The sequence below is a fragment of the Constrictibacter sp. MBR-5 genome, assembly GCF_040549485.1.
GTDB lineage: Bacteria > Pseudomonadota > Alphaproteobacteria > JAJUGE01 > JAJUGE01 > Constrictibacter.
Map to the genome: position 1 here is coordinate 467,827 of NZ_JBEPTK010000002.1, position 25,501 is coordinate 493,327.

Sequence of the window (25,501 nt, forward strand, 5' to 3'; positions counted from 1 at the left end):
AGGCCCGATCGTGAAACAGGCGAGTCTGACAGTTCAGCTGGAGCCGGCACTTCTGGAGGAGGCGCGGAAGGCTGCCGAGTCGGAGGGGATCGCACTCGACAGTCTGGTCAATGTCGCGATCGCCGAAAAACTCTCCGCACTGAAGGCCGACAGCTATTTTCGCGCTCGGGCCGCGAAGGCGAATCTCGCGGAAGCCTACGCTATCCTCGACCGGGCCGGCAGAAGCCGGCCCGCCGAAGCGGGTGACGAACTCCCGCCGCGGTGAACGGCAGGATCGCCGCCCGGGTGCGAGGATCGCCGCCCGGCGACGCCGGCCTCACATCGCCGAGATGCCGCCGTCGACCAGCAGTTCCGAGCCGGTCATGTAGCTCGATTCCTCCGAGGCCAGGAACAGGATCGGGTAGGCCACCTCGAGCGGCTTGCCGACGCGGCCGATCGGCACCTGCCGGCCGAGCTTCTGCAGGGCCAACTCGGCGCCGAACCTCTCCTTGTGCCGGTCGAGGATCGGCGTGTCGACGAAGGTCGGGTGCACCGTGTTGACGCGGATGTCCCAGCCCTGTCGGCAGCAGTGCAGCGCCGCCGACTTCGACACGTGGCGTACCGCCGCCTTGGCCGAGTTGTAGGCCGCCATGTTGTGGCCGGCGATGTTGCCGGCGATCGACGAGATGTTGACGATCGAGCAGGGCTCGCCCGACTTCACCATGGCGGGAATGCCGTGCTTCATGCCCAGGAAGACGCCGTCCAGGTCGATGGCGTGGACGTGCCGCCACTCCTCCATGGTGATCTCGGTGATCGGCTTGCCGAGGCCGACGCCGGCACTCTGCAGCATGATGTTCAGCTTGCCGAAATGCGCGAGCGTCTCCTCCATCGCGGCGATCCACTGCGCCTCGTCGGTGACGTCGAGCTTCACGAAATGCCCGGCGTCGCCCAGCGAGGCGGCGACCTCCCGGCCCATCGCCTCGTTGATGTCGGCCACGACGACCCGGCCGCCCTCGCGCACGAACAGCTCGGCCGTCGCCTTGCCCAGGCCCGACGCGCCGCCGGTGATGAAGGCGACCTTGCCCTCGATGCGTCCCTGTCTCTCGGACATGTCCTTCTCCCTCAGCGCGCGCGCAGCGGCACGGCGCCCAGATGGCCGCCGCCGTCGACCATCATGAACTCGCCGGTGACCAGGTCGGCATTCTCCAGGAATCCGACGATCGCCTGCGCCACGGTCTCCGGCGTCGCCACGTTGGCGAGCGCGTTGTTCTTCTTCAGGTTGGCCAGCGTGTTGTCGTAGCGCTCGGCGCCCAGCCCCTGGCGCAGCCAGTCGCCGGCGACGAAGCCGGGGCACACCGTGTTGATCCGGATCTCCGGCCCCAGCGCGCGCGCCAGCGACAGCGTCATGGTGTTCAAGGCACCCTTCGAGGCCGCATAGGCGATCGAGCTGCCGGTGCCCATGACGCCGGCGATCGACGAGACGTTGACCACGCCGCCGCGACCGCCCGCCTTCATGTGCGGCGCCACGGCGCGGATCATCTGGTAGGGCCCGACCAGATTCACCCGGTAGATGCCGAGGAAATCGTCGGCGCTCAGGCCGTCCAGGTCCGTATGGTCGACGAACTTGGTCGTGCCGGCATTGTTCACCAGGCCGTCGATGCGGCCCCACTTGTCCATCGTCTCCCGGGCGAGCCGCTTGCAGTCGGCATCGTCCGAAACGTCGGCGCGGCAGACGAGCACCTCGGCGCCCATCGCCTCGCACTCCTCGGCCACCTTGCGCGCCGGCCCTTCGCTGCGGCTGTAGTTGACGACGACGTTGCCGCCCTTCGAGGCGAGCCGGCGGACGGTGGCCGCCCCGATCCCGCTCGACGAGCCGGTGACGATCGTGACCGTTCCCTTGATGTCCACGCCGTTCCTCCCTCTGCGATTGCCCCTCACCGAAGCTGCCGCATTCGACACGGCGGCGGGGTAGGGGTCAAGGCGGCGCCGCCTTGAAGTCGGCCAGATTGGATGGTCTACGAATGGCCGCCCGGCTGCGGCGTTGATGCCGCGCGGAACGGATCCAACACGCCGCGCCGACGGAGGAAACATGCGTCTCGGCGGTCGTCGTGAGAGCGGGAACATCGAAGACAGGCGCGGTCAGCGTGGCGCGATGGGCGGCGGGATGGGCGGCGGCTTCCGCATGGGCCGCGGCGCGGGCCGCGGCGGGATGCGCCGCGGCGGCGGCATCGGCATCGTCGGCCTGCTCGTCGTTCTGGGCCTGTCCTACGCCCTCGGCATCGATCCGCGCGTCCTGCTCGACGACGGCACCGGCTACGAGCAGGCGGCACCGACCCCGCCGCCCGAACTCGACGACGCGTCGCGGCAGTTCGTGTCGCAGGTCCTGGCCGATACCGAGGACACATGGGGCGCCATCTTCCGGGCCCAGGGCCGCACCTACGAGGAGCCGAAACTGGTCCTCTACACCGGCGGCACGCAGTCGGGCTGTGGCTTCGCCCAGAGCGCCGTCGGCCCCTTCTACTGCCCGGCCGATCGCAAGGTCTATCTGGACGTGCGCTTCTTCGACGAGCTCGACAGCCGCTTCGACGCACCGGGCGACTTCGCCCGCGCCTACGTCATCGCGCACGAGGTCGGCCATCACGTCCAGACGCTTCTCGGGGTATCGGACCGTGTGCGCGGCCTGCAGCAGTCGATGTCGCAGTCGGACGCCAACGCGCTGTCGGTGCGCATGGAACTGCAGGCCGACTGCTTCGCCGGCATCTGGGCCAACCACGCCGACCGCAGCCGCGCGATCCTGGAGCAAGGCGACCTCGAGGAGGGGCTGAACGCCGCCGCCGCGATCGGCGACGACACCCTGCAGCGCGAGGCCGGCGGCCGCGTCGCACCCGACAGCTTCACCCACGGCAGCTCCGCCCAGCGCGTCCGCTGGTTCCGCCGCGGCTTCAACAGCGGCGAACTGCGCGCCTGCGACACCTTCGGCGTCGGCACGCTCTAGAGGGACGCGCCGCGCGCAACGCGTCCCCCCGTTTCGCGCCCGTGCGGGGGCTGGCATGATCCCGGTCCTGTGCAAGGAGAGGGAACGGCGATGACGAAACTGACCGAAATGGCGACGGCCCTGGGCGAGAAGCTCAAGGCGCAGGGACAGACCGTGGGGGTGTTCGAATCCTCGACCGGCGGTCTCGTGTCGGCGTCGCTGCTCGCCGTACCGGGGGCCTCCGCCTACTATCAGGGCGGCGCCGTCATCTATACCGCGACCGCCCGCGCGGCCCTGACCGGCATCCCGAAGGAGGCGATGCGCGGCGTCCGGTCCAGCTCCGAGCCCTATGCGCTGATGCTGGCGAAGGCGGCGCGCGAGACCTTCGGCACCGACTGGGGCGTCGGCGAGACCGGTGCCGCGGGTCCGACCGGCAACCGCTACGGCGACGATGCCGGCCACACCTGCATCGCGATCAGCGGACCGGTCGAGCACGTCATCACCCTGGAGACCGGCGACAGCGACCGCGAGCGCAACATGTGGGCGTTCGCCGAGGCCGTGCTCGACCTGCTCGGCAAGGGCGTCTCCGCCACCGGCCGCTGACCGTCTTCCGGCCGCGCGGGGTGGGGGACTGGCGTCCTCCGTCCGAGTCGCTACCGTATGCGGCAACAAGCCGACAACGGGAGAGACGCCGATGAAGAAGGGCCTCAAATGGGGCGTGTTCAGCCTCAGCCAGTATCCCGACCAGTCCTTCCGTGTGGAGGGGCTGGAGTCGGACATGAAGCTGTTCGAACTCGCCGAGGCGCTCGGCTACGACACCGCCTGGGTGGCCGAACATCTGTTCTCGACCTACGGCATCGTCACCTCGACCCAGGTCATCGCCGCCGCCGTCGCGCAACGGATCAAGCGCATGCGCATCGGCACGGCGGTCGTGGTGGTGCCGTTCAACCATCCGCTGCGCACTGCCGCCGACTTCGCCCTCGTCGACTGCCTGTCGCGCGGCCGGCTGAACTTCGGCATCGGCCGCGCCTACCAGCCGCACGAGTTCGTCGGCCTCGGCGTGCCGATGGACCAGAGCCGCGAGATGTTCGACGAGGGCGTCGAACTGATCCTGCGCGCCTGGGGCGAGGGCAAAATCACCTTCGACGGCACATACTGGAAGGTGCCGGAGCCCATCGACGTGCTGCCCAAGCCCGTCCAGCTGCCGCATCCGCCGATCTACCAGGCGTCGATCTCGACCGAGAGCTTCGCGAACGCGGCGAAGCACGGCTGGTCGGTGCAGCTTGCGGCACCCTTCACCTACCGCACCTATCGCGAGGAATGGATCCCGCGCCTGGGCGACGAACTGCGCCGCTACGAAAAGGCGCTGGTCGAGCACGGTCACGATCCGGCGAAGCTGGAGCGGATGATCCTGCTGCCCTTCTACTGCGACACCGACGGCGCGCGGGCGCGCGAGACCATGCGCGGGCCGGTCGAGTGGTTCTACGAGAAGGTCGCCTCGCACCAGCAGACCAGCGCCGGGGGTGTCGTCCGCGGCTACGAGACCACGATGATCGAGGGCCGGAAGGCGCGCGAGATGGGCTATCTCGCCTTCGACAAGCTCATCGAGCACGGCGCCTGCATCGCCGGCGACCCTCAGGAATGCATCGACCGCCTGAAGCGGCTGAAGGAGGAACTCGGCATCACCGAGTTCGTCCTCTGGTCGAACATGGGCGGCATGCCACCGGTCCGCGCCGAGAACTCGATCCGCTTGGCCTGGGAGCAGGTCGCCCCCTTCGTCTGACGCTTCGCCGGCCGGTCCCGCTCGGACGGGACCGGTCCGACCTTTCGGGCTTCAGGATCCGTTCAGGCCTTCGGCGCCACGGAGAGCCCGCGGACCTTGTGCTTCTCGATCAGGCTGGCGACGAAGCCCGAGGCCTTCGCCTCCTCGACGAACTGGGCGATGAAGGCGGCACCCGCGGTGTTGGCGCGGGCCGTGCCGATCGCCTGCTGCACGGCCGCGAATTGGCCGTCGATGATCCGGGCGCCCGGCAGCTTTTCCAGGTCGGCCAGCAGCCGCGGCTTCAGGCCGGCCAGCGCCTCCAGCTTCTCGCCGGTGAACTTGGCGAAGGCCTCGTCCATGCTGTTCGTGCGCAGCAGTTCGGCGTTCTTGATGTTGCGCTCGAGCCAGAGGTCGTAGGCGGCACGTGCGGTCGAGACGATGCGCACGCCCTTGACGTCGACGTCGGCGATTGTCTTCAGCGGCGAGCCGGGCGGCACGAGGTAGGTCGACTCGATCTCCACGTAGGCGGCGCTGAAGGCGATCTTCTCGGCGCGCTGCGGCTCGGCGCCGATCAGGCCGATGTCCCAGACATTGTTGCCGGCCTGGTCCGCCAGTTCGCCCGGCTTGGCGAACGGCACATACTGCACCGGCACGCCCAGCCTGTCGGCGATGGCGCGTGCCATGTCCGGCGACACGCCCTCGGGGTCGCCCGAGGCGCTCTTGCCGGTGACGAGCAGGAAGTTTCCGAGGTTGATTCCCGCGCGCAGCACGCCGGTCGGGGCGAGTTCCTTGACGACTTCTGGTGACATTGTTCCGGTCCGGCAGGTGAAAGCAGCCGTCATCCTAGCCCGCCCGGCGCGAGTTCGTAAGGCTTGCACGGCTGCCGCTTCATGCCTGGCCGTTGCACGCTTCGGCCGGCGGCCTCACGATCGCATCCGTCTCGTCAGAAGACGCGGCCGGCCCCTGCCGGCACGGAAGAAACGCATCGGAGGGACCCATGGCAGGCGAGGGCGAAGACGGCAGCGACGCCTACGACTTCATCGTGACCGGCGCCGGTTCCGCCGGCTGTGCGGTCGCCGCGCGGCTGAGCGAGAGCGGCCGCCACCGCGTCCTGCTGCTGGAGGCGGGCGACCGCGACACCTATCCCTGGATCCACGTGCCCCTCGGCTACCACAAGACCTTCGTCAATCCGAAGGTCAACTGGATGTTCGAAAGCGAGCCGGAGGCCGAGCTCAACGGCCGCGTCCTGTACCAGCCGCGCGGCAAGGTGCTGGGGGGCACCAGTTCGATCAACGGCATGGTCTACATGCGCGGCACGCCGGCCGACTATGACGGCTGGCGCCAGTCCGGCTGCGAGGGCTGGGACTGGGATTCCGTCCTGCCGTTCTTCCGCAAGGCCCAGGACCAGGCGCGCGGCGAGAGCGAGCATCACGGCGTCGGCGGCCCGCTGCGCGTCACCGACCACCGCTGGAAGCCGCCGCTCGCCGAGGCGCTGGTCGAGGCCTCGATCCAGGCCGGCATCCCTGCCAATCCGGACTTCAACGGCCCGCGCCAGGAGGGGGTCGGCTACTACCAGACCACCATCGGCGACGGCCGCCGCTGGAGTGCGGCGCGCGCCTATCTGCGCGACGCCCGCGGCCGCAGGAACCTCACCGTCGCCACCGGCGCGCACGCGACGAGGCTGCTGATCGAGCAGGGCAGAGCGGTCGGCGTCGAGTACCGGCAGAAGGGCGCCGTCCGCACGGCGCGCGCCCGGCGCGAGATCGTCGTCTCCGGCGGCGTCTACGGCTCCCCGCAACTGCTGCTGCTGTCCGGCATCGGCCCGGCCGACCACCTGCGCGACAAGGGGGTTGCGGTGCTGCACGACCTGCCCGGGGTCGGCGCCAACCTGCACGACCACTTCAACACCTACGTCTCGTTCCGCTGCGCCACGCCGGTGACGATGAACGACCTGGCGCTCAGCCTGCCGAAGCGGATCGCGGCGGCGGCGCAGTACGCCATCGGCCGCACCGGCCCGCTGGCCAGCATGGGCCTGTTCGTCGGCGCCATGGTGCGCAGCGATCCGCGCTTCGAATGGCCGGACCTGCAGATCAACATGTTCGCCTGGAGCACCAAGGAGCGGCTGCGCACCGGCATCGTGCCGCACCCCTTCTCCGCCTTCAGCATCAGCCCGGTCCACCTCCGGCCCGACGGCCGCGGCACAGTGCGGCTGAAGAGCCCGGATCCCACGGCGCCGCCGGAGATCCGCTTCAACTTCCTGAAGAGCGAGGAGGATTTCCGCGCGCTCACCTACGGCATCCGCCTCAGCCGCGAGATCGCCCGCCAGCCGGCGCTGAAGGACTATGTGGTGGAGGAGGTCGCCCCCGGTCCGGCGGTGGAAACCGACGCGCAGCTACGCGACGACATCCGCGCCCGCGCCATCTCCAACTACCACCCGGTCGGTACCTGCCGGATGGGTCGCGGCACCGACGCGGTGGTCGACCCGCAGCTGCGCGTCCACGGCATCGCCGGCCTCCGCGTCGCCGACGCTTCGATCATGCCTTCCATCGTCGCCGGCAACACCAACGCCCCCGCCATCATGATCGGCGAGAAGGCTGCCGACATGATCCTCCGGGCGGCGGCGAGCTAGACCACGCCCTTCTCCCTCAACGCCTTCAGCTCCGCCTCGCTCACCCCCACAGTCCCGAACACCGCGGCGTTGTGTTCGCCCAGCTTCGGGGCGACCGTGCGGACCTTGATGTCTTCGTCCATGCGGATCGGCGTGCGGATGTGCGGGACCTCGCCCAGTTCGGGGTCGCTGGCGTGCTGGACCATCTGCCGGTGCACGACCTGCGGGTCGGCGAACATCTGGCCGTAGTCGTAGACCGGCCCACAGGGCACGCCGGCCCCCTCCAGCACCTCCACCCAATGCTCGGTCGAGCCGCCGGCCAGTACCGCCTCCATCTCCGCCTCCAGCGCCGGCCGGTTCGCCATCCGGTCGCGGCCCGTGCGGAAGCGCGGATCCTCGATCCATTCCGGCTTGCCCATCGCCGTGGCGCAGCGCTCCCAGATCGACTGGCCGGCGGCGCCGATCATCATGTAGCCGTCGGCGGTGGCGAAGCGCTGGTAGGGCGCGTTCTGCCGGTGCCGCGAGCCCTGGCGCGTCGGCTCCGTATGGTCGACCAGCCAGCCTGCGCTGGTCCACGAACTGAAGCCGATCGCCGTCTCCAGCAGCGAGCATTCGACCAGCCGCCCGCGGCCTGTCTGCACGCGCTCGTAGAGGGCCGCCAGGATTCCCTGCACGGCCCACATGCCGGTGCCGAGGTCGCAGATCGGCAGCCCGACCGAGGTCGGCGGCCCGTCGGGCTCGCCCGTCACATGCATGATGCCGCCCATGCCCTGGGCGATCAGGTCGAAGCCGCCGCGCGCCGCCAGTGGGCCGTCATATCCGAGCCCGGAAAGCTGGGCGTAGATCAGGCGCGGGTTGACCTCGCGCAGCGCCTCCCAGCCGAGTCCGGCGCGCGGCATCACCGTCGGCCGGTAGTTCTCGACCAGCACGTCGACGCCCTCGACCAGCTTCAGGAAGATCGCGCGCCCCTCGGGCTGCTTGTAGTCGAGGGTGACGCCCTTCTTGTTGCGGTTGATGTAGCGGAAATAGGGGTTGCGCTCGCTGCCGTCGCCCATGGCGCGCGAGCTGTCGCCCTTGCCCGGCCGCTCCAGCTTCACGACCTCGGCCCCCATGTCGGCCAGGATCATGGTGCAGAAGGGGCCCGCCATGTGCTCGGTCATGTCGAGCACTTTCAAGCCGCTCAGGGGCCCGCGCCCAGCGGTTCCGATCTCGGTCATCGCCGGTGCTCCCGCGTCAGTCCTGGAAGTCAGACAGCTTCGGCATGCGATAACGATCCTGCGGGTCCTTCCAGCCCTTGAAGACCGGCTTGCGCTTCTCGGCGAAGGCGGCGCGGGATTCCATCCGGTCGTCCGTGTCGCCGTGCAGGTGCAGCGCCTCGGCGAGCTTGAGATGCGCCGGGCTCGGCTTCGGCCGCATCTGCCGCATCATGTGCACCGTGTTGACGCGCGCCGCCGGCGGCAGGGTCAGCATGTGCTCGGCCATCGCCATCGCCTCGGGCATCAGCTTGTCGGCGTCCACCAGCCGGTTGACGAAGCCGATCTCGTGGAAGCGCTGGGCGGTGAAGCGGAAGCCCAGCGCCATCTCCATCGCGACCGGGTAGGGCAGGTTGGCGACGTGGCCGTGGTCGTAGCCGCCGAGCAGCCAGCGCTTGGCCTCCGACACCTCGAACACCGCCTCGCGCGCCGCGACGCGCAGGTCGGTCCGCTCGACCAGCATGAAGCCGCCGCCCATGGCGTAGCCGTTGATCGCGCCGATCACCGGCTTCTCCAGCGTGCCCGCCCAGAACGGATCCTCACGGTCCGGGCCGCGGCCGCCGGGTTCGCCGTCCTTGAGCGATTCCTTCATGTCCTCGCCGGCGCAGAAGGCGCGGCCGGCGCCGGTGAAGATCGCCACCTCCAGGTCTTTGCTCTCGCGGAAGTCGTTCCAGACCTCGGACAGCATGTTGGTCATCTCGTAGTTCAGCGCGTTGAGCCGCTCCGGGCGGTTCATCCGCACCACGAGAATCTGCCCGTGCGTTTCGGTCTCGACGACGGCCATGTGACTACCCTTTCGCATTTTTTCCGCGCGGCTCGGCGGCGGCCCGAACCGTCCATGCGCACACCATGCAGCGACCGCGCCGCACCGTCCAGTCAGCCGGAACCGCGGCCTCCGATCGGCAGGAGAGGCGGCCGCAGGCCGTGAAAGTCATCGGCGTCACCGTTCACATTAATCCGGTGTAAATACCGACCCCATTATGGACGGTCATGACGACTTCAGATTGTCGGACCCGGCGTCCATGGCGGTTCAGTCGCCGAACGGATTGCGGCCCCCGCGCACGTCCGCGGTCCGCGGCCACGATCGGCGCCTTGGAGGGCATCGCACCCTTGTGCCATCCGCACGCCCTAGTCGCATCCTGATCGCGGGTCCCGATGTTGCGCTCCCTGCATCGACTGGACTGCAAGGCGCTCGTCGTGCTGATGGCCGTCGCCGCGGCCTTCCTCGGCCTGAGCGCGCTGGTGCTGAATTTCGTCGTGCTTCCGGCCTTCGAACAGCTCGAGGAGCATGAGGCAAAGGACAATCTGGAGCGCGTGCGGCACGCCGTGGCCACGGAACTGGGGCACCTTTCCGCCACTGCCGCCGACTGGGCCTTCTGGGACGAGACCCGGGACTTCGTTCAGGGCGAGCGGGCCGCGTACGCGGCCGAAAACCTGACGGATTCCTCGCTGCAGACGCTGAAGCTCGATCTCGTCTATCTCTACGACCGCGCCGGCGCCCTGCGTTGGGGTAAGGCCTTCGATCGGGAGCGGTCGCCGCTCGCTCTCGACGCCTTCGCGGCCGATCCGCTGTCGCCCGATCATCCGCTCCTCGCCGGGGGCGACGACCCGGCCGGCCGGCGCGGCGTCCTGACCACCGACCATGGCCCCTATCTGGTCGTGGCCAAGCCGCTGATCGGCTCGGAGCGCGACAAGCCGAGCGGCGGAACGCTGATCTTCGGCCGGGCGCTCGACGAGACGACGGTCGCCGCGATGCGCGAGCAGACACGTGTCGATTTCGATCTGTGGCTCTCCGATGAGGTGCCCGCGCCGTATCGCACGGTGGCGGGCCGGCTGCGCGGTGCCGAGCCCGCCGTCTGGCTGCCGCCTGACAGCAGCGACGTGCTCTGGAGCTTCGGCACGATGCCGGACTATCGGGGAGCGCCCGCACTGACCGTCGGCGTCCGTACGCCGCGCACCGTCACGGCCGCCGGCGCGCGCGTCATCGAGGTCTCGATGATCTTCATGGTGATCGCCGCGGCCATCGACCTCGCGGTCGTGTGGCTCCTGATGCGGCGCTTGATCCTGCGTCCCATCGGCGCGCTGAAGGACCACATCGCCCGCTCCGGCCCAGGCGAGACCCCGCCGCCGCTCGGCTGGACCCGGAAGGACGAGATCGGTGTGCTGGCGCGCGCCTTCGATCGGCTGCAGGAGGACGTACGCCGCCACAGCCAGGCGCTGGCGGCGGCGATGGAGCATGTCATCGCGGCCGGGCAGGCGAAGTCTAGTTTCCTGGCGTCGATGAGCCACGAGCTGCGCACGCCGCTGAACGCGATCATCGGCTTCTCCGACGTCATGGTTCGCGAACTGTTCGGGCCGCTGCAGAACCCCCGCTACCGGGAATATGCCAACGACATCAACACGAGCGGCGAGCATCTGCTGCAGCTCATCAACCAGGTGCTCGACATGTCGAAGGCGGAGAGCGGACGCCTGGACCTCGAAGAGGAGGCGATCGACGTCGAGGCCATGGCGCTGTCGGCCTGCCGCATGGTGACGCCGCAGGCCGAAAAGGCGGGTGTGGTGCTGGATCTCGACATCGAACCGGGTCTGCCCGCGCTGTCGGGGGACCGCCTGCGCCTGACCGAGGTGTTGCTGAACCTGCTGTCGAACGCGGTGAAGTTCACCGACGCCGGGGGGCGGGTGACGGTGACCGCCGGCTGCATCGATAACGGCGAACTCGCGGTCAGTGTTTCCGACACGGGCATCGGCATGACCGCGGAGGACATCCCGCGGGCGATGGCGCCCTTCGTGCAACTCGACAACAATCGCGGCCGCAATCTGACGGGCACGGGCCTCGGTCTGCCGCTCGCGCGCAAGATGACCGAACTGCACGGCGGGCGCTTCGAGATGACGAGCGCGCCGGGCCACGGCACGACCGTCACCCTCCGGTTCCCGGCGGCCCGCGTGCAGCGCGCCCGGCTTACCGCCTGACTGCCCCCGCATCTGCGCTGCTGCGCGCCTGAGTCGATCCAAGGAAAATTAATCACTTACCGCTAAACATCGAGACGGAGCTTCCCCGCCGCCGATCGGGCGCGGCGTGACATCGCGAATGAGGTCGTCCGTGTTCCAATCCCGCTTCGCCAAGACGTCGCCCCTCGCCGACCTCGAACGCGCTGTCGATGATCTCCTGGCGGGCGATCCTGCGCGGATGGTGACCCGGGGCGATGCGATCGGCGAGAAGCTGCTGCGTCTCGCGACCGCGGCACCGCGCGACGGCGCCCCGGCGCCGAAGCGTGCCGAAGAGCCGGACCGCGTGGACGAGTTGAAGCGCTGGGTCGCCATGTCGATGACCGCCAACGAGGCGTCGCGCCAGATGGCCCAGATGGTGCGTAACGTGCAGGAGGCGGACCGTCGTACCCAGGGGATCGCCGCCGCCGCCGAGGAGATGACGACCACGGTCGCCGAGGTCTCGGCGATCTCGAAAGCCGCCGCCGATGCCGCGGCCGAAGCGCGTCGGGCGACCGGCTCCGGCCGCGCTTCCGCCGGCGAGGCCGTCAACGCCATGGCGCGCATCGTCAGCGCCGTCGACGACGCGACCGGCAAGGTGAAGGGCCTGGGTCACGCGTCGGCGCAGATCGGCGAACTCGTTCAGGAGATCGAACGCATCGCGGAGCAGACCAATCTGCTGGCGCTGAACGCCACCATCGAGGCGGCGCGCGCCGGCGAGGCCGGCAAGGGCTTCGCCGTCGTGGCGCGCGAGGTGAAGACCCTGGCGGCGCAGACCGCGAAGGCCACCGATCTCATCCGGACCCGCATCGCCGCGCTGCAGCGCGAGACGGACGGCATCGTCCAGGCCATGAGCGAGAGCGCCGGCCGGGTCGAAGCCGGCCGCTCCGCCATCCAGTCGACCGGCGACGGGCTCGACGCACTTGAGGAGCAGGTGGCGGGTGTCAGCACGCGCATGTCGGACATCGCCCGCATCCTGGAGCAGCAGGAAGAGGCGTCGCGCGACATCGCCGCCGGAATCGGCACCATCTCGACCATGAGCACGCGGAATCTCGAAGCGATTGAGGCCGTGCTGGATACGCTCGAGGCGAGCGAGGCTCCCATCGTCCAGAGCATCAACGGACTGGTCCAGGCGGGCGTCGTCAATGCGACGATCCATGCCGCCAAGTCGGACCACCTCATCTGGATGCGCAAGCTGGCACAGATGGCGGCGGGTCGTGCCACGCTGAAGCCGACCGAGCTCGCCGATCACCATACCTGCCGCCTCGGCCGCTGGTTCGATGCCCAGCCCGCCGGAGAATTGACTGCGCATCCGGCGTGGCAGGCCCTGAAGAAGCCCCATGAGCTGGTGCATTCCGCCGGCATCAAGGCGGCCCGCGCCTACGCCGCCGGACGACTCGACGAGGCCATCGCGCATATCGCCGAGGCCGGCGATGCGTCCCGCGACGTCCTCAGCCTGCTCGACGAACTGTCGCGGGTGGAACCGGGCCCGCGATGACCGCGCCGCAGGGCGTCACCCCTGCGACCCGCGCTGCCCGAACAGCATCGTCACGTTGATGCGGTGGTTCTCGTAGCCGGGCTTGAAGGTCACCGGCCCGGACTCGTGGAACAGATTGGAGTTGAAGACGATCATCCGGTTGCGCCGGTAGGGAACGTCGATGCGCTTCGCCCCCGACTCGCGCAGGAAGTCGCGGCTCTTCTCCTTGCCGGCGTTGAAGGCGGCGAAGTCCCAGTCGAGCGGCGCCTCCTTGTCCCAGATCTCCAGCCCGGCACCCGTGGGCTCCAGGTTGGCGCTGTCCGGCGTGATCCAGAAGTTGGAGTTCACGGCGGCGAAGTCGGCGTGCAGGCCGACCGCGGCGGGGGTGGAATAGTCGCACTTCTTGAAGCTCCACACCTTGCGCAGGGGATGCGGCGCCAGCAGGGCGGGCATGCTGGTGCGCAGCGCCTCGCCAATCTGGATCAGCAGCGGCGCGGTGAAGCCCGCCTCGATCGACGTGCCGAGATAGCCGTTCCGATAGTAGAAATTGAACCAGAAGGTCGACAGCTGGCAGTAGCGCCAGAGCGCGTCGAGCGCCGGCTCGGTCAGGAAGTCGTCGATCACGATCCAGCCGGGGCCGTTCGCGGCATAGTCGCGTTCGATGCGTGCCCAGTCGATCTCCGGATTGACGATCGGTGCGTCCATCCGCTCCGCCGGATGGACGTAATGCATGCGATTGTAGACCGCCGCCATCCGGTCGCGCGTCGCAGCGGGCAGGGGGGCCGGCTCCGTGGCACCGAGGTCCGCCGGCATGGCCTCCAGGGCCTCGGCATAGAGCGCCTCCAGTGCGTCCATGCCGTCGAAATCCACGCCCTGCTGCCGCATGAAGCCGACCTGATCGATGTCGTGGCGCAGCTTCGCCTTGGTCGTCTTCTCGAACAGGTCCGGGTTCCAGCGCGTCTCCGAGCCCACCCGGCGCCGGACGTGGCTGGCCGCCGCATAATGGGTCGCGGCCTCCCCGGCGCGGCCCTGGTCGAGCAGCAGGTTGCCGAGATTGTGATGTGCTTCCGCGAGGTCCGGGGCCAGCGTCGCGGCCCGCCGCAGGGCCGCTTCGGCGCCCGCCAGATCGCCGGCGTTCTTCAGCGCGGTGCCCAGATTGTAGTGGATCTGCGGATGGTCGACCTTAGCTGCGAGGCTGCGCAGCAGGGCGACGCCCTCGTCCGTGGCGCCCAGCCGCAGCGCCGTCAGTGCCGCCTGCACCAGCAGGCCGACCTCGTTCGTCCGCTGCGGCAGGATCGCGAGCAGGCGCCGGATGCCCGCGGCGTCGCCGGTGTCGCCGACCAGCTTGACCGCGTGGGCGGCGGCCGGGCCGTCGATCCGGCCGGCGCCAAGCGCATTCACCAGGTGGTCGCGCTGTGCCTCGCGCCGCCCCTGGCGCGCCGCGATCTCCGCCAGCAGCAGCTGTGCCGGCTGGTAGTCCGGCTGTCGTTCCCCGATCTCGCACGCGAAGCGCACGGCCTCCGCCACGCGCCCCTGACGGAAGGCCCGCACCGCGTCCTGGTACATCGTCCTGTCCCGAAGAAGATGGACGGCGCTGCCGTCAGCGCCGCCCCTGCGGGACGATACGCCGGTCCTGAGAGGAAATCATGGGGGTTCGCCGCGACGGCGCGCTCACGCCCGCCGTCCTGGCCCCGTCGCCGCGCCCAACAGCGCAAACACCGTCGCCGTACAGCCGAGGAAGGCCGCGAGACCGATCGCAGCCAGCAGGCCCCAGTCGAGGAGACCGTGCAGGTTGGCGAACTCCGACTGGGTCAGGGCAGGGGCGGCGAGCATGGCGGCTGCCGCCGCGACGGCGCCCGCGGCCAGCCCGATCCGGGCAGCCCGGCCGTGGAATCCGTGCTGACGGACCAGCGCCGCGACCAGCAGGAGTGCGACGGCGACGGCCGCCGCGGCGGCCGGCCAGAACAGTCCGCCCAGCATCTCCTGGAGAATCGCCAGCATCGACAGGATCGTGAAGTCCTTCATATCGGGCGCGCCTCCTCTTGCGCAGGCCCTACGCGCGACCGCGCAGCATCGCGGTGTAGTTCGCCTTGAGGCCCTTTTCCTTGATGATCCACGACAGCCAGTGCTCCTCGAGCGGCGGCACGAAGGGGAAGGACGGGGTGAGGTTGTTGTCGTAGTCGAACTCGACCAGCATCGCCTCGCCGGCGCGGGTGATCAGCGGACAGGAGGTGTAGCCGTTGTAGCGCTGGGTGCCGCCCTTGCCGGTGATCGTGCCGAGCAGATGGTCGACCGCCACCGGCGCCTGCCACTTCACGCTCGCCGCTGTCTTGCCCTTCGGCACGCCGTTGACGTCGCCCACGCCGAAGACGTTCGGATAGCGCAGGTGCCGCAGCGTCGCCTTGTCCACCTCGATCCAGCCGTCCGCGGCGAAGGGGCCGGCCTGCCAGGGCAGCGGGCTGTTGCGCACCGCGTCCGGCGCCCGCATCGGCGGGATGACGTTGATGAAGTCCCATGCGCGTTCGACCGGTCCGGCCGGAGTCGCATAGGTGGCGACGTGCCTGCCGGGATCGATGGCGATCAGCACATGGTCCCAGTTCACCGCGAACGCCTGGCGCGCGAACAGTTCGCGCAGCCGCGCGTCCACCAGCGGAACGCTGAACAGGGTGCGGTTGTGCGCGTTGTAGACGATCTCGCTGCGGCCGCGCGTCCCGGCCCGGCGCAGGGTGTCGTCGGCCAGGAAGGTCTGCTTCAGCGGCGCGCCGGCGCATTTCATCTCGGTCGCCGGCCGGCCGAACAGGCCGACGCCGCCTGTCTCCGCGAAGCGGGCGAGGGCGTCCCAGGACCGCGCGGCCGCATCGGGGCCGGCATAGACGCTGGCGATCCCCTCCCGTCCGATCAGGCCCGTGTCCATGCCCGCGATCGCCGCGTAGTCGAGCCGCAGCCCGGTGGCGACGACCAGGAAGTCGTAGGGGAGCCGGCTGCCGCTGCCCGTGACGACCATGTTCGCGTCGGGGTCGAAGGTCGACGCCGTGTCGGCCACCCAGCGTATGTCCGGCGTCAGGAAGTCCGCGGTCTTCAGCTGCGCATATCCGGCCGGCTTCAGCCCCGCGCCGATCAGGGTGAACCCCGGCTGGTAGAAGTGGTCGGTCCGAGGCTCCAGCAGGACGATGTCGGCACCGTCGAGCGCGCGCCGCAATCGCGACGCGACGGTGAGGCCGGCCGCCCCGCCGCCGGCGATGACGATGCGCGCCTTCGTCCGCACGGGTGTGCCGCGGCCTGCGCCGGGCGCGACCGCCAGCGCGGCCAAGCCACCCGCCGCGGCCAATATGGCGCGTCGCGAGATGCGGCCTCGTTCGGCTACCGGCATGCGCCCGCCCTCCCGCTCCGGTGGATCGTTGAGGTGCGGTGCCGATGGCCCCTGTGGCGCCCGGCACCGCCCTCGATCGAAGCCTAGCGGCAGCGGGGCGCGTCACATTGATCTGCGTCAACCTTCGGCGGCGGCGTGCGGCGTTGATCCATCTCAAGGCTGCGCCCCTCGGCGCGGCCTATTGATCGTGCCGGGAACCCTCAGGAGGCCTTCATGACCAGGAACGTCGGAACCGTCGACCGTATCGCGCGCGTGGTGATCGGGCTCGCGCTCCTGTCCATGCTCTTCCTCGTCGAGGGGGAGATGCGCTGGTTCGGCCTGCTCGGGCTGGTCGCCATCGGTACCGCGGCCATCGGCTGGTGCCCGGCCTATCGTCTGCTCGGCATCCGCACTTAGTCACCAAGGCTGCGAGGCCGCGTCACGGCTCCCCCGCACCGGGCGCGGAGCCGTGACGCCAGAAACCCCGCCTACTTCTTCACCGACCGCTTCGCCGGCTTGCCGACGTCCTTGGTCTTGCCGGCGCCGGGGCCGGCACCCAGGTCGGCTCCGGTCGTCGGGTCGCCGTCGGGCATCGACATCGTACGCTCGGCCAGTTGGGTCACGGCCTTCGACTCGATCCGGTCCAGCTTGACCGAGGCGCCGCCGTCGCCACCGTCGACCGCCGCCTGCTCGTCGCGGCCGTCGACATACTCCCACTGGTCGCCCTGGTTCCAGGGGCCGCGCATGTCCCCGTCGCCCTGGCTCATATTGTAGTATTTGTCGGCGAACTCCGGCATGCCGGGAAGCTTGCCGGCCGGGAAGTTGTTCTCGATCGAATAGAGCGCCTTCTCGAACGACTTCTGGTGCGCGATCTCGCGGGTCATCAGGAAGCCGAGCGCATCCTTGATCCCGGGATCGGTCGTGATGTTGATCAGGCGTTCGTAGACGATCTTCGCCCGCGCCTCGGCGGCGATGTTCGAGCGCAGGTCGCAGGTCGGATCGCCGATCGAATCCACATAGCCCGCCGTCCAGGGCGCACCGCCGGAATTGATCAGCGCGGGCCCGCCGCCATAGAGCAGGTTGAGCGTGTGGCTCTCGCCGCCGGCGGTCATGCCGGTCAGCGCCTCCGCCGCCTCCTCGGCGCCCTCGGCCAGCTTGCCCTTGGCGCCCTTGGTCAGCATCGCGACGATGGTGCCGATCACCTCCAGGTGGCTCAGTTCCTCGGTCGCGATGTCGATCAGCAGGTCCTTCCGACCCGCATCCTCCTCCGCGATCCCCTGCGTGAAGTAGCGCATCGCCGCCGCCAGTTCGCCCTGAGGCCCGCCGAACTGCTCCAGCATCAGGCTGGCGAGCTTCGGATTGGTCTCCGATACCCGTACGGTGTACATCAACCGTTTGTTGTGCATGAACATGGGCGATCTCCGGCTGTCTGGCGAGGGGACGCGGCCCTCCGCGAGCCGCACCCAACAATGCGGGCGTGCCGGAGCGGTTCCGTAAGATGAACAGGATGCCGGACGATTGCGCGCCGTCCCGATGGGCGCGCGCCGCACTCAGGGGATCGACCGACCGCTCAGTGCGGCGACAGGCCCATCAGGCCGCGGGCGAAGTCGGTGGCGTCGAACGGCCTCAGATCGTCGATCTTCTCGCCGACCCCGACTGCATGCACCGGCAGGCCGAACTTCTCGGCGAGGCCGACCAGCACGCCGCCCTTCGCCGTGCCGTCCAGCTTGGTGACGATCAGGCCGGTGACATTGACCATGTCGAGAAACGTCTCGACCTGGGCGTGCGCATTTTGGCCGGTGGTGGCGTCGAGGACGAGCAGGGTCTCGTGCGGCGCGGTCGGGTCCTGCTTCTTGATGACCCGCACGACCTTCTGCAGCTCGGACATCAGGTTCGCCTTGTTGTGCAGGCGCCCGGCGGTGTCGATCATCAGGATGTCGGCGCCCTCGGCCTTGGCCTTCGTCATGGCGTCGAAGGCGAGGCCGGCGGCGTCGGCGCCGGTCGGCCGCGACAGGACCTCGGCACCGGTGCGCTCGCCCCAGACCTTCAGCTGCTCGACCGCGGCGGCGCGGAAGGTGTCGCCCGCGGCCAGCAGCACCTTCTTGCCCTCGTCGCCCAGGAAGTAGGCGTATTTGCCGATGGTCGTGGTCTTGCCGGCGCCGTTGACGCCGACGACCAGGAAGACGTGCGGCTTGTGCCCGCGCTCGATGTCGATCGGATGCGCGACCGGCTCCAGCATCGCGGCGATCTGCTCGGCCAGCGCGGTGCGGATCTCCTCGGGCGTCACGTCGCGGTTCAGCTTGGATCGCGCCAGCTCGGCGGTCAGTTTCGCCGCCGTGGACGGGCCGATGTCGGCCAGGATCAGCAGTTCCTCGAGTTCCTCCAGCGCCTTCTCGTCCAGGCGCCGGCGCACGAAGATCCGGTCGATGCCGCTGGTAAGCCGCTCGGACGAGCGGGCGAGGCCGGCACGCAGCCGCTGGAACCATCCCTGGCGCTCGCCCTCCGCCTTTTGGGCGTCCGTGCCGTCGTCCATGTCGTCGCTCATGCGGCGATCCTTGCCTGAAGGCGGGTGCCGTCGCTGCCGGTCAGGTCGGCCGTGACGAGGCTGCCGGGCGGCACCTCGCGGTCCAGTTCGACCATGGCGAACTGCTCGGTGTGGCCCTGGCGGCCGCGCTCGACCAGCACCTGTGCCGTGCCGCCGACGCGCGTCGCCAGGAAGCGGCTGACCGCGTCGCTCCCGGCGGCACGCAGGCGCGCGGCGCGCTCGCGGCGCAGGTCGCCGGGCACCTGCGGCATGCGCGCGGCGGGCGTGCCCTTGCGCGCGGAATAGGGAAAGACGTGCAGCCAGGTCAGGTCGCACTCCGCCACCAGCGCCAGGCTGTTCTCGAACATGGCGTCGGTCTCGGTCGGGAATCCGGCGATCAGGTCGGCGCCGAAGGTGACGTCCGGGCGCAGGTCGCGGGCACGCGCGCAGCAGGCGATGGCGTCGGCGCGCAGGTGACGCCGCTTCATCCGCTTCAGCACCATGTCGTCGCCGGCCTGGATGCTGAGATGCAGATGCGGCATCAGCCGCGGCTCCTCGGCGATCAGGCGCCAGAGGTCGTCGTCGATCTCGACCGGGTCGAGCGACGACAGGCGCAGCCGCGGCAGCTCGGGCACCGCCGCCAGCACCCGGCGCACCATCTGGCCCAGCGTCGGGCTTCCCGGCAGGTCGGGGCCGTACGACGTGATGTCGACGCCGGTCAGCACGACCTCGTTGTAGCCGGTCTCCACCAGGGTGCGGACCTGCTGGGCGATCCGGCCGATCGCGACGCTGCGGCTGTTGCCGCGCCCGTAGGGAATGATGCAGAAGGTGCAGCGGTGGTCGCAGCCCTGCTGCACCTGCACGAAGGCGCGGGCGCGGCCCTCCAGCCCCTCGACCAGATGCGGCGCCGTCTCGCGCACCGACATGATGTCGTTCACCAGGACGGGTGCCGCATCGGCCAGGAAGCTGCGCGCCTCCAGCTTCTCCTCGTTGCCCAGGACGCGGTCGACCTCCGGCATCGCCGCGAATCCGGCCGGGTCGATCTGCACGGCGCAGCCGGTGACGATGATGGTAGCGTCCGGGTGCTCGCGCCGGGCGCGGCGGATCGCCTGCCGCGCCTGCCGCTCCGCCTCGGCGGTCACGGCGCAGGTGTTGAAGACGATCGCGTTCTCCAGCCCGGCCGTCCGGGCATGCTCGCGCATCACCTCGGATTCGTAGGTGTTCAGGCGGCAGCCGAAGGTGACGATCTCTGGTGGCATGGTGACCGTCAGCCGAGCAGCGAGGCGTCGAGGAAGCCGCTGAAGCTGGTCGCGATGGCGCCGGTCATCATGACGTGGCCGTCGGCCCGCCATTCCATCTCCAGCGGTCCGCCGTCGAGCACGATCGTGGCGCGCCGGCCGGTCAGGCCGCGGCGGACCGCCGCCACCATCGCGGCGCAGGCACCGGTGCCGCAGGCCTGGGTGATGCCGACGCCGCGCTCCCAGACGCGCAGGCGCAGGCCGCCCTCGGGTGTGACGTGCGCGACGCCGATATTGGCGCGCTGCGGAAAGATCGGATGATGCTCAAGCTGCGGCCCCAGGGTCGCCAGGTCGATCTCGTCGACGTTCGCGACGAAGAAGGTCGCGTGCGGGTTGCCGATATTGGTCGCCACCGGATCGCCGAGCGGCCCGAGCGAGAGTGGCACGTGCAGCGTGTCGCACGCCTCGCGCAGCGGGATCTCCGCCCAGCCGGTGCGGGCCACGCCCATGTCGACGGTCACCCGGCCGCCCGCGGCGGCGCTGCCGCCGAGAAGGCCGGCGACCGTCTGGACGATCGCCGCGTCGCGGCCGCTCTCGCCCATCAGCATGCCGGCGACGCAGCGCGTGGCGTTGCCGCAGGCCTCGACCTCGCCGCCGTCGGCGTTGCGGATCTCCATGAAGGCGTCGGCGCCCGCGTCGCGCGCCGGTCGCACCACGATCAGCTGGTCGCAGCCGACGCCGGTGCGCCGGTCGGCGATGGCGCGCACCTGCGCGTCGGTCAGGTCGAGCGCGCGCGTCCGCGCATCGAGGACGACGAAATCGTTCCCGAGCCCGTGCATCTTGACGAAGGGCGCACCGCGCATGGCCGGACTGTCCAACATGACGCGCCTAATATGGCGATGCGCGGGGATGTGTCCAGCAAAGGCGGTACCGGAGCGCGGGCGTCCCGCCCGCCCCCTTCTGCCAAATTACGCCGCGACCTGCTGCTGCACCGTCGGCGCGTCGCCGGCGACGGTGGTCCGGCGCATGTCGCGCACCTCGGTCGTCTCGGCATAGCGGCGGGCGCGGTGCATGGTCTGGCGGTTGTCCCACATCACCAGGTCGTACTGCTTCCAGCGGTGCGAGTAGACGAATTCGCGCTGGGTGGCGTGCTCGACCAGGTCGCGGATGAAGGCGCGCGCCTCGGGCATCGGCCAGCCGACGATCGTGCCGATGTGCGAGGAGAGATAGAGCGACTTGCGGCCCGAGACCGGATGCGTGCGGACGAGGCGCTGCAGCACCGGCTTGAACGCCGCCTTCTCCTCCTCGGTCAGGTCGGTGAAGCCCAGCAGGCCGCGCGAATAGATCAGCGAATGCTCGCAGATCAGGTCCTCGACTTCGGCCTTGGTCGCATCGTCAAGCGCGTCGTAGGCGGCGCGCATGTCGGCGAACTCGGTGTTGCCGCCGGTCGACGGGATCTGGCGTCCCGACAGCAGCGAGTATTTCGCCGGCGTCGCCTTGAACGAGCTGTCCGAGTGCCAGAGCTGGTTGCCCAGGTTGAACATCCGCTGCCGGGCGTCGCGCGCCAGCAGCTTGTTGTCCTTGTCCAGGTTGGAAATGTCGGCGATCTCGGCATTGCCCAGGCGCCGGTCGGCGGCCTTGGTGATGTTGCTGCTGGAACCCGGCGTCTCGAGCGGCCCGAAATTGCGGCTGAACGCCGTCTGCTGCTCGTCGGTGATGTCCTGCCCGTGGAAGACCAGCACGGCATACTGGTCCATGCCGGCCTCGACCGCCGCGACCTCGTCGCGGGTGAGGGGGCGGCGCATGTCGATCCCGTCGACTTCGCCGACGAAGACGGGGTGCAGCGGACGGATGGTGACGGTCACGGGACGTCTCCTCTTCTGGATACCGGAGTCTGCGGCCTGCGCGGGCCGAGATGCTTTCCCAGAGGATATGTCCGGACGTGGCTGCTGTCACGCCGAACCGACTCGGCGGCAGAAAGTTGCAAAAATATCGCATGGTCCGTGATTTCGCCGTTCGCGACAGTGATAAAAATGTCGTGAAGGGACATGCCCTGAGATGCGTTCTCAGTAAATTGATGTGTGATGTCAGTCGCTTGCGGTTTACGATTTCCCGCGCTACCAGAGGTCCGACACGCGGTGCCGCCATGGCCTTGATGCAGATCAAGTTGCGCGCGTCGCTGCGATGGCAACAATCGACTTGCGGATCATACGGGGCCGGCGCTTTCGGCCGACCGGGGGGAACCATGAACAGAACACGCTATCTCAGAGCCCTTTCTGCGGGCGCCGCGATCGGGCTCGTGCTCGCCTCCGTCGAGGCGAGCGCCCAGGCGATCGACTTCGTCACGATCATGGACGAATCGGGTTCGATGGGCGGTGAGCAGGACTTCATCCGCCAGTTGGTCCCGGACCTCGATGCAGCGTTGGCCGGTCGCGGCCGGGCCGACAATCAGTACGGTCTCGTCGGCTATGGTGCCGGCAATCCGGCGCCGCGCAAGTTCCCGATCGGCGGGAACGACCTCGGCAGCGTCGCGGACTTCGTCGCGGCGTCGAATGCGCTGCAAACGTCGGGCGGCTTCGAAGACGGCTACGACGGCATCGACTTCGCGCTCAACAACATCGCCTACCGCCAGGGCTCGGACAGATTCCTGCTTCTGGTCACGGACGAGGACCGCGACAACGGCAAGCCGGCGCTGACCTTCGCTTCGATCCAGACGGCGCTGCAGGCCAGCAACGCCCGGCTCTTCGGTATCGTGAATCAGCAGATCACGACGCCGCAGGGCCAGGAGGCCATGCTGACCGACGGCACCAACGCCTATGTCGCGGACGGGCAGGGCGGCTTCGTCAAGGTCGCCGGCGTCACCCTGGTTCAGGGCTTCGACACCACCCAGGCCGACTATGTCGACCTGATCCTGCAGCAGCAGGGCGGCGGCTGCGTCGCCGACCTCAACGTCCTGCGCCAGGGCGGCCTGTTCGCCACCTCCTTCGCCGCCGCGCTGCAGGACTGCCTGGGCGATGCGATCGCCCAGGGCGACGATGCGCGCCCCCTCGTGTCGATCGTCGGCAGCATGACCTCGATGGCGATGTTCGCCATCCGCACCCACACCAACCACATCGGTCTGCGTCTGACCGGCCGCCGCGATGGCTACGACCGGCTCGTCACGCCCGCCCAGCAGACGGCACGTGCCAACCCGGAGGCGAACGCGCCGGCGGTACGGACGGCGATGGCCGGCGACAACAGCTTCGTGCAGATCGGCTCGACCGACCCCGTCGGTTTCTCGGCGATGCAGGGTGCGTCGGCGAACGACATGGCGACCATCGCCTCGGCGCTCCAGGTCGCCCAGGCGGCCACAGGCGGCGAGATGATCCCGCTCTTCTCGACCAGCAACTGGCTCGGCTACGCCTCGGTCTCGCTGGACGTCGGCGACCGCAGCACCACGGCCAACCAGTTCGGCTACGATTTCCGCGCGATCAACGCCACCGTCGGCGTCGACCGAACCTTCGGCAACTTCCTGGTCGGCGCGGCCGTCGGCTACTCGAACTTCAGCAGCGACTACAAGAACCTCAACGGCGAAATGGACACCGACTCCTACCTCGCCATGGTCTACGGCTCTTACGCCTTCGCCGGGACGGGCTATCTCGACGCCACCCTGGGTGCCGCCTACAACGAGTACGACTACAACCGCGGTACTGCCGCCGGCGCGCCGGCCACGCTGTCGGGCGATACGGACGGCTGGCAGTGGGGCGGTTCGCTGCGCGGCGGCTACGACTTCATGTTCGCCGACAACGCGCTCGCCCTCGGGCCGTTCGCCGAGGCGCGCTACACCGATGTAACGGTGAAGGGCTATACCGAAGGCGGCGGCGCCGGTGCCCTCAACGTCGACAAGGACAGCGTCGACTCGCTGACCGGCCAGATCGGCGTCCGCGCGGCCTATTCGATCCAGACCGATTTCGGCATGTTCGTGCCGCGTGCGTCTCTCGCCTACGAGCACGAGTTCCTCGACGATTCGCGCTCGATCTCGGCGCGGCTCGCCGGTGGCGGCGCGCCGTTCAGCGGCAGCACCGACGACGAGGACGACAACTATTACCTCGCCAGCGTCGGCGTCTCGACCCAGCTCGGTCCCGACATGACCGCCGCACTCGACTATACGGCGCTCCTCGGCCACAGCGAGTTCGACAACCACAACTTCATGTTCCGCCTGCGCTGGGCGTTCGGCAGCGAATACCACAACTGAGCGCATCCGTCCGGGCCACGCGCCCGGGCGACTCTGTAGGGACGGCGCGGATCCGGAAGGGTCCGCGCCGTCCGCCGTTCAGGCCGTCTGCCGCGCCGTCTCCAGCGCCTCAGGGTTGATGACGTTGATCGGGGCGCCTGCCGCATAGGCGTTGATCTGGTCGAAGATGTCGGTGAATTGGATGTCGTATTCCTCGCGCGTCACATAGCCGATGTGCGGCGTGCAGATGACGTTGTCCATCGCCAGCAGTGGGTTCGCCGTGTCGGTCATCGGCTCGCTCTCGTAGACGTCGACCGCGGCCATGCCGGGGCGGCCGGTCCGCAGCGCCTCGACCAGGGCGCCCGGCGCGATCAGGCCGGCGCGGCTGGTGTTCACCAGCAGGGCCGTCGGCTTCATCCGCTTCAGGTCGTCGGCTGTCACGATGCCGCGGGTCGCGTCGACTAGGCGCATGTGCAGCGACACCACGTCGGCCTCGGCCAGGAAGGCCGCCTTGCTCTCCGCCGCGGCCAATCCGTCGGCCCGCGCCCGCTCGCGCGACGCCTCGCGCGCCCAGACCAGCACATCCATGCCGAACGCCTGCGCATAGCCGGCCACCGCCCTGGCGATGCGGCCGTAGCCCCACAGGCCGACCGTGTGGCCGCGCAGCGTGGTGCCGACGCTCACCTGCCACCGGCCTTCGCGCATGCCGGCCAGCTGCTGCGGGATCTGGCGGAACGACGCCAGGATCAGCCCCCAGGTCAGCTCCGCCGTCGCCCAGGACGGCGTGTCTGGATGCTGGCTGGAGCAGAGCAGCACGCCGAGCCGCGTGCAGCTGTCCAGGTCGATGTGCGGATAGACGCTGCGCTGGCTGATCAGCCGCAGCTTCGGCAGCCGCTCCAGCAGGGCGGTACGGATCTGCGTGCGCTCGCGAAACAGCACGAGCGCCTCCGTGTCCTGCAGCCGCTCGGCGAGCGCGTCGACGTCCTGGACATGGTCGTTCCAGACCGTGACCTCGTGCCCCTCGAGCTTTCGGAAGCTCGGCAGCCCGCGCAGCGTGTCGTGCCAGTCGTCGAGGATGGTGACCTTCATGCGCGGGTGTTCCTCCGGATGGTGTTCGTCTCAATGCCACCTTCCCGGAC

At 69.4% G+C, this 25,501-nt stretch carries 23 protein-coding genes; 9 read left to right on the top strand and 14 right to left on the bottom strand.

Translation table 11 applies throughout. The annotated features are described in order from the left end of the window. Window positions 1-10: 10 nt before the first annotated feature. A complete protein-coding gene (locus ABIE65_RS06240; RefSeq protein WP_354076361.1) occupies window positions 11-265 on the top strand; it encodes a hypothetical protein in 255 nt (84 codons plus the stop codon). A gap of 51 nt (window positions 266-316) precedes the next feature. Here ABIE65_RS06240 and ABIE65_RS06245 read toward each other — a convergent pair whose 3' ends face one another. Next, on the bottom strand, window positions 317-1,090 hold the full coding sequence (locus ABIE65_RS06245) for an SDR family oxidoreductase (RefSeq protein ID WP_354076362.1): 774 nt from the start codon (window positions 1,088-1,090) through the stop codon (window positions 317-319). Between the two features lie 11 nt (window positions 1,091-1,101). After that, window positions 1,102-1,887, bottom strand: coding sequence for an SDR family NAD(P)-dependent oxidoreductase (locus ABIE65_RS06250; protein ID WP_354076363.1), 786 nt, complete (start codon window positions 1,885-1,887; stop codon window positions 1,102-1,104). A gap of 181 nt (window positions 1,888-2,068) precedes the next feature. Between ABIE65_RS06250 and ypfJ the strand changes: the two genes are divergently transcribed. From ypfJ to ABIE65_RS06265, 3 genes are all read left to right on the top strand, one after another. After that, window positions 2,069-2,974, top strand: a complete 906-nt coding sequence (gene ypfJ / locus ABIE65_RS06255; RefSeq protein ID WP_354076365.1) for a KPN_02809 family neutral zinc metallopeptidase — start codon at window positions 2,069-2,071, stop codon at window positions 2,972-2,974. A gap of 90 nt (window positions 2,975-3,064) precedes the next feature. Beyond that, a complete protein-coding gene (locus tag ABIE65_RS06260) occupies window positions 3,065-3,556 on the top strand; it encodes a CinA family protein (RefSeq protein ID WP_354076366.1) in 492 nt (163 codons plus the stop codon). Window positions 3,557-3,647: 91 nt separating this feature from the next. Further along, the gene (locus ABIE65_RS06265) at window positions 3,648-4,736 is read left to right on the top strand and encodes an LLM class flavin-dependent oxidoreductase (RefSeq protein ID WP_354076367.1); all 1,089 of its coding nucleotides are present in this window, start codon (window positions 3,648-3,650) and stop codon (window positions 4,734-4,736) included. Between the two features lie 62 nt (window positions 4,737-4,798). Here ABIE65_RS06265 and ABIE65_RS06270 read toward each other — a convergent pair whose 3' ends face one another. Beyond that, the gene (locus ABIE65_RS06270) at window positions 4,799-5,524 is read right to left on the bottom strand and encodes a transporter substrate-binding domain-containing protein (RefSeq protein ID WP_354076368.1); all 726 of its coding nucleotides are present in this window, start codon (window positions 5,522-5,524) and stop codon (window positions 4,799-4,801) included. Between the two features lie 188 nt (window positions 5,525-5,712). On the opposite strand from ABIE65_RS06270, the gene ABIE65_RS06275 reads away from it, so the two are divergent. After that, window positions 5,713-7,344 carry a GMC family oxidoreductase gene (locus tag ABIE65_RS06275; protein ID WP_354076369.1) on the top strand — a complete coding sequence of 544 codons (1,632 nt, stop codon included), beginning with the start codon at window positions 5,713-5,715 and terminating at the stop codon, window positions 7,342-7,344. On the opposite strand, the gene ABIE65_RS06280 is transcribed toward ABIE65_RS06275, so the two are convergent. Continuing rightward, complete coding sequence (locus ABIE65_RS06280) at window positions 7,341-8,540, bottom strand: CaiB/BaiF CoA transferase family protein (protein ID WP_354076370.1); 1,200 nt, start codon at window positions 8,538-8,540, stop codon at window positions 7,341-7,343. The two genes, ABIE65_RS06275 and ABIE65_RS06280, sit on opposite strands and share 4 nt — an antisense overlap. Before the next feature lie 16 nt (window positions 8,541-8,556). Beyond that, complete coding sequence (locus ABIE65_RS06285) at window positions 8,557-9,360, bottom strand: enoyl-CoA hydratase/isomerase family protein (RefSeq protein WP_354076371.1); 804 nt, start codon at window positions 9,358-9,360, stop codon at window positions 8,557-8,559. Between the two features lie 371 nt (window positions 9,361-9,731). On the opposite strand from ABIE65_RS06285, the gene ABIE65_RS06290 reads away from it, so the two are divergent. After that, complete coding sequence (locus ABIE65_RS06290; protein ID WP_354076372.1) at window positions 9,732-11,546, top strand: sensor histidine kinase; 1,815 nt, start codon at window positions 9,732-9,734, stop codon at window positions 11,544-11,546. A gap of 130 nt (window positions 11,547-11,676) precedes the next feature. Then, window positions 11,677-13,059, top strand: coding sequence for a methyl-accepting chemotaxis protein (locus tag ABIE65_RS06295; protein WP_354076373.1), 1,383 nt, complete (start codon window positions 11,677-11,679; stop codon window positions 13,057-13,059). 15 nt (window positions 13,060-13,074) lie between these two features. On the opposite strand, the gene ABIE65_RS06300 is transcribed toward ABIE65_RS06295, so the two are convergent. The 3 genes from ABIE65_RS06300 to ABIE65_RS06310 all read right to left on the bottom strand — a co-directional run bounded on the left by ABIE65_RS06300 (window position 13,075) and on the right by ABIE65_RS06310 (window position 16,408). After that, window positions 13,075-14,604 (bottom strand): tetratricopeptide repeat protein, encoded by a 1,530-nt coding sequence (locus ABIE65_RS06300; protein WP_354076374.1) that lies wholly within the window; start codon window positions 14,602-14,604, stop codon window positions 13,075-13,077. Between the two features lie 105 nt (window positions 14,605-14,709). Next, window positions 14,710-15,063, bottom strand: coding sequence for a DUF5368 family protein (locus tag ABIE65_RS06305; protein WP_354076375.1), 354 nt, complete (start codon window positions 15,061-15,063; stop codon window positions 14,710-14,712). A 28-nt stretch (window positions 15,064-15,091) separates the two neighbouring features. Further along, the gene (locus ABIE65_RS06310; RefSeq protein WP_354076376.1) at window positions 15,092-16,408 is read right to left on the bottom strand and encodes an NAD(P)/FAD-dependent oxidoreductase; all 1,317 of its coding nucleotides are present in this window, start codon (window positions 16,406-16,408) and stop codon (window positions 15,092-15,094) included. A gap of 213 nt (window positions 16,409-16,621) precedes the next feature. Here ABIE65_RS06310 and ABIE65_RS06315 point away from each other — a divergent pair, with 213 nt between their 5' ends. After that, window positions 16,622-16,804, top strand: coding sequence for a YgaP family membrane protein (locus ABIE65_RS06315; RefSeq protein WP_354076378.1), 183 nt, complete (start codon window positions 16,622-16,624; stop codon window positions 16,802-16,804). A gap of 71 nt (window positions 16,805-16,875) precedes the next feature. On the opposite strand, the gene ABIE65_RS06320 is transcribed toward ABIE65_RS06315, so the two are convergent. From ABIE65_RS06320 to ABIE65_RS06340, 5 genes are all read right to left on the bottom strand, one after another. Further along, window positions 16,876-17,799: a manganese catalase family protein gene (locus tag ABIE65_RS06320; protein ID WP_354076379.1), complete on the bottom strand. Its 924-nt coding sequence runs from the start codon at window positions 17,797-17,799 to the stop codon at window positions 16,876-16,878. Window positions 17,800-17,957: 158 nt separating this feature from the next. Further along, window positions 17,958-18,932 carry a signal recognition particle-docking protein FtsY gene (ftsY, locus tag ABIE65_RS06325; protein WP_354076381.1) on the bottom strand — a complete coding sequence of 325 codons (975 nt, stop codon included), beginning with the start codon at window positions 18,930-18,932 and terminating at the stop codon, window positions 17,958-17,960. After that, window positions 18,929-20,170: a tRNA (N(6)-L-threonylcarbamoyladenosine(37)-C(2))-methylthiotransferase MtaB gene (gene mtaB / locus ABIE65_RS06330; RefSeq protein ID WP_354076383.1), complete on the bottom strand. Its 1,242-nt coding sequence runs from the start codon at window positions 20,168-20,170 to the stop codon at window positions 18,929-18,931. The genes ftsY and mtaB overlap by 4 nt, the downstream gene beginning before the upstream one ends. Before the next feature lie 8 nt (window positions 20,171-20,178). Continuing rightward, window positions 20,179-21,012: a diaminopimelate epimerase gene (gene dapF, locus ABIE65_RS06335; RefSeq protein WP_354076384.1), complete on the bottom strand. Its 834-nt coding sequence runs from the start codon at window positions 21,010-21,012 to the stop codon at window positions 20,179-20,181. A 105-nt stretch (window positions 21,013-21,117) separates the two neighbouring features. Beyond that, window positions 21,118-22,014, bottom strand: a complete 897-nt coding sequence (locus ABIE65_RS06340) for a TauD/TfdA dioxygenase family protein (RefSeq protein WP_354076386.1) — start codon at window positions 22,012-22,014, stop codon at window positions 21,118-21,120. 380 nt (window positions 22,015-22,394) lie between these two features. Here ABIE65_RS06340 and ABIE65_RS06345 point away from each other — a divergent pair, with 380 nt between their 5' ends. Further along, window positions 22,395-24,383 carry an autotransporter domain-containing protein gene (locus ABIE65_RS06345; RefSeq protein ID WP_354076388.1) on the top strand — a complete coding sequence of 663 codons (1,989 nt, stop codon included), beginning with the start codon at window positions 22,395-22,397 and terminating at the stop codon, window positions 24,381-24,383. Between the two features lie 78 nt (window positions 24,384-24,461). On the opposite strand, the gene ABIE65_RS06350 is transcribed toward ABIE65_RS06345, so the two are convergent. Next, window positions 24,462-25,451, bottom strand: a complete 990-nt coding sequence (locus ABIE65_RS06350) for a D-2-hydroxyacid dehydrogenase family protein (protein WP_354076389.1) — start codon at window positions 25,449-25,451, stop codon at window positions 24,462-24,464. Window positions 25,452-25,501: the final 50 nt, after the last annotated feature.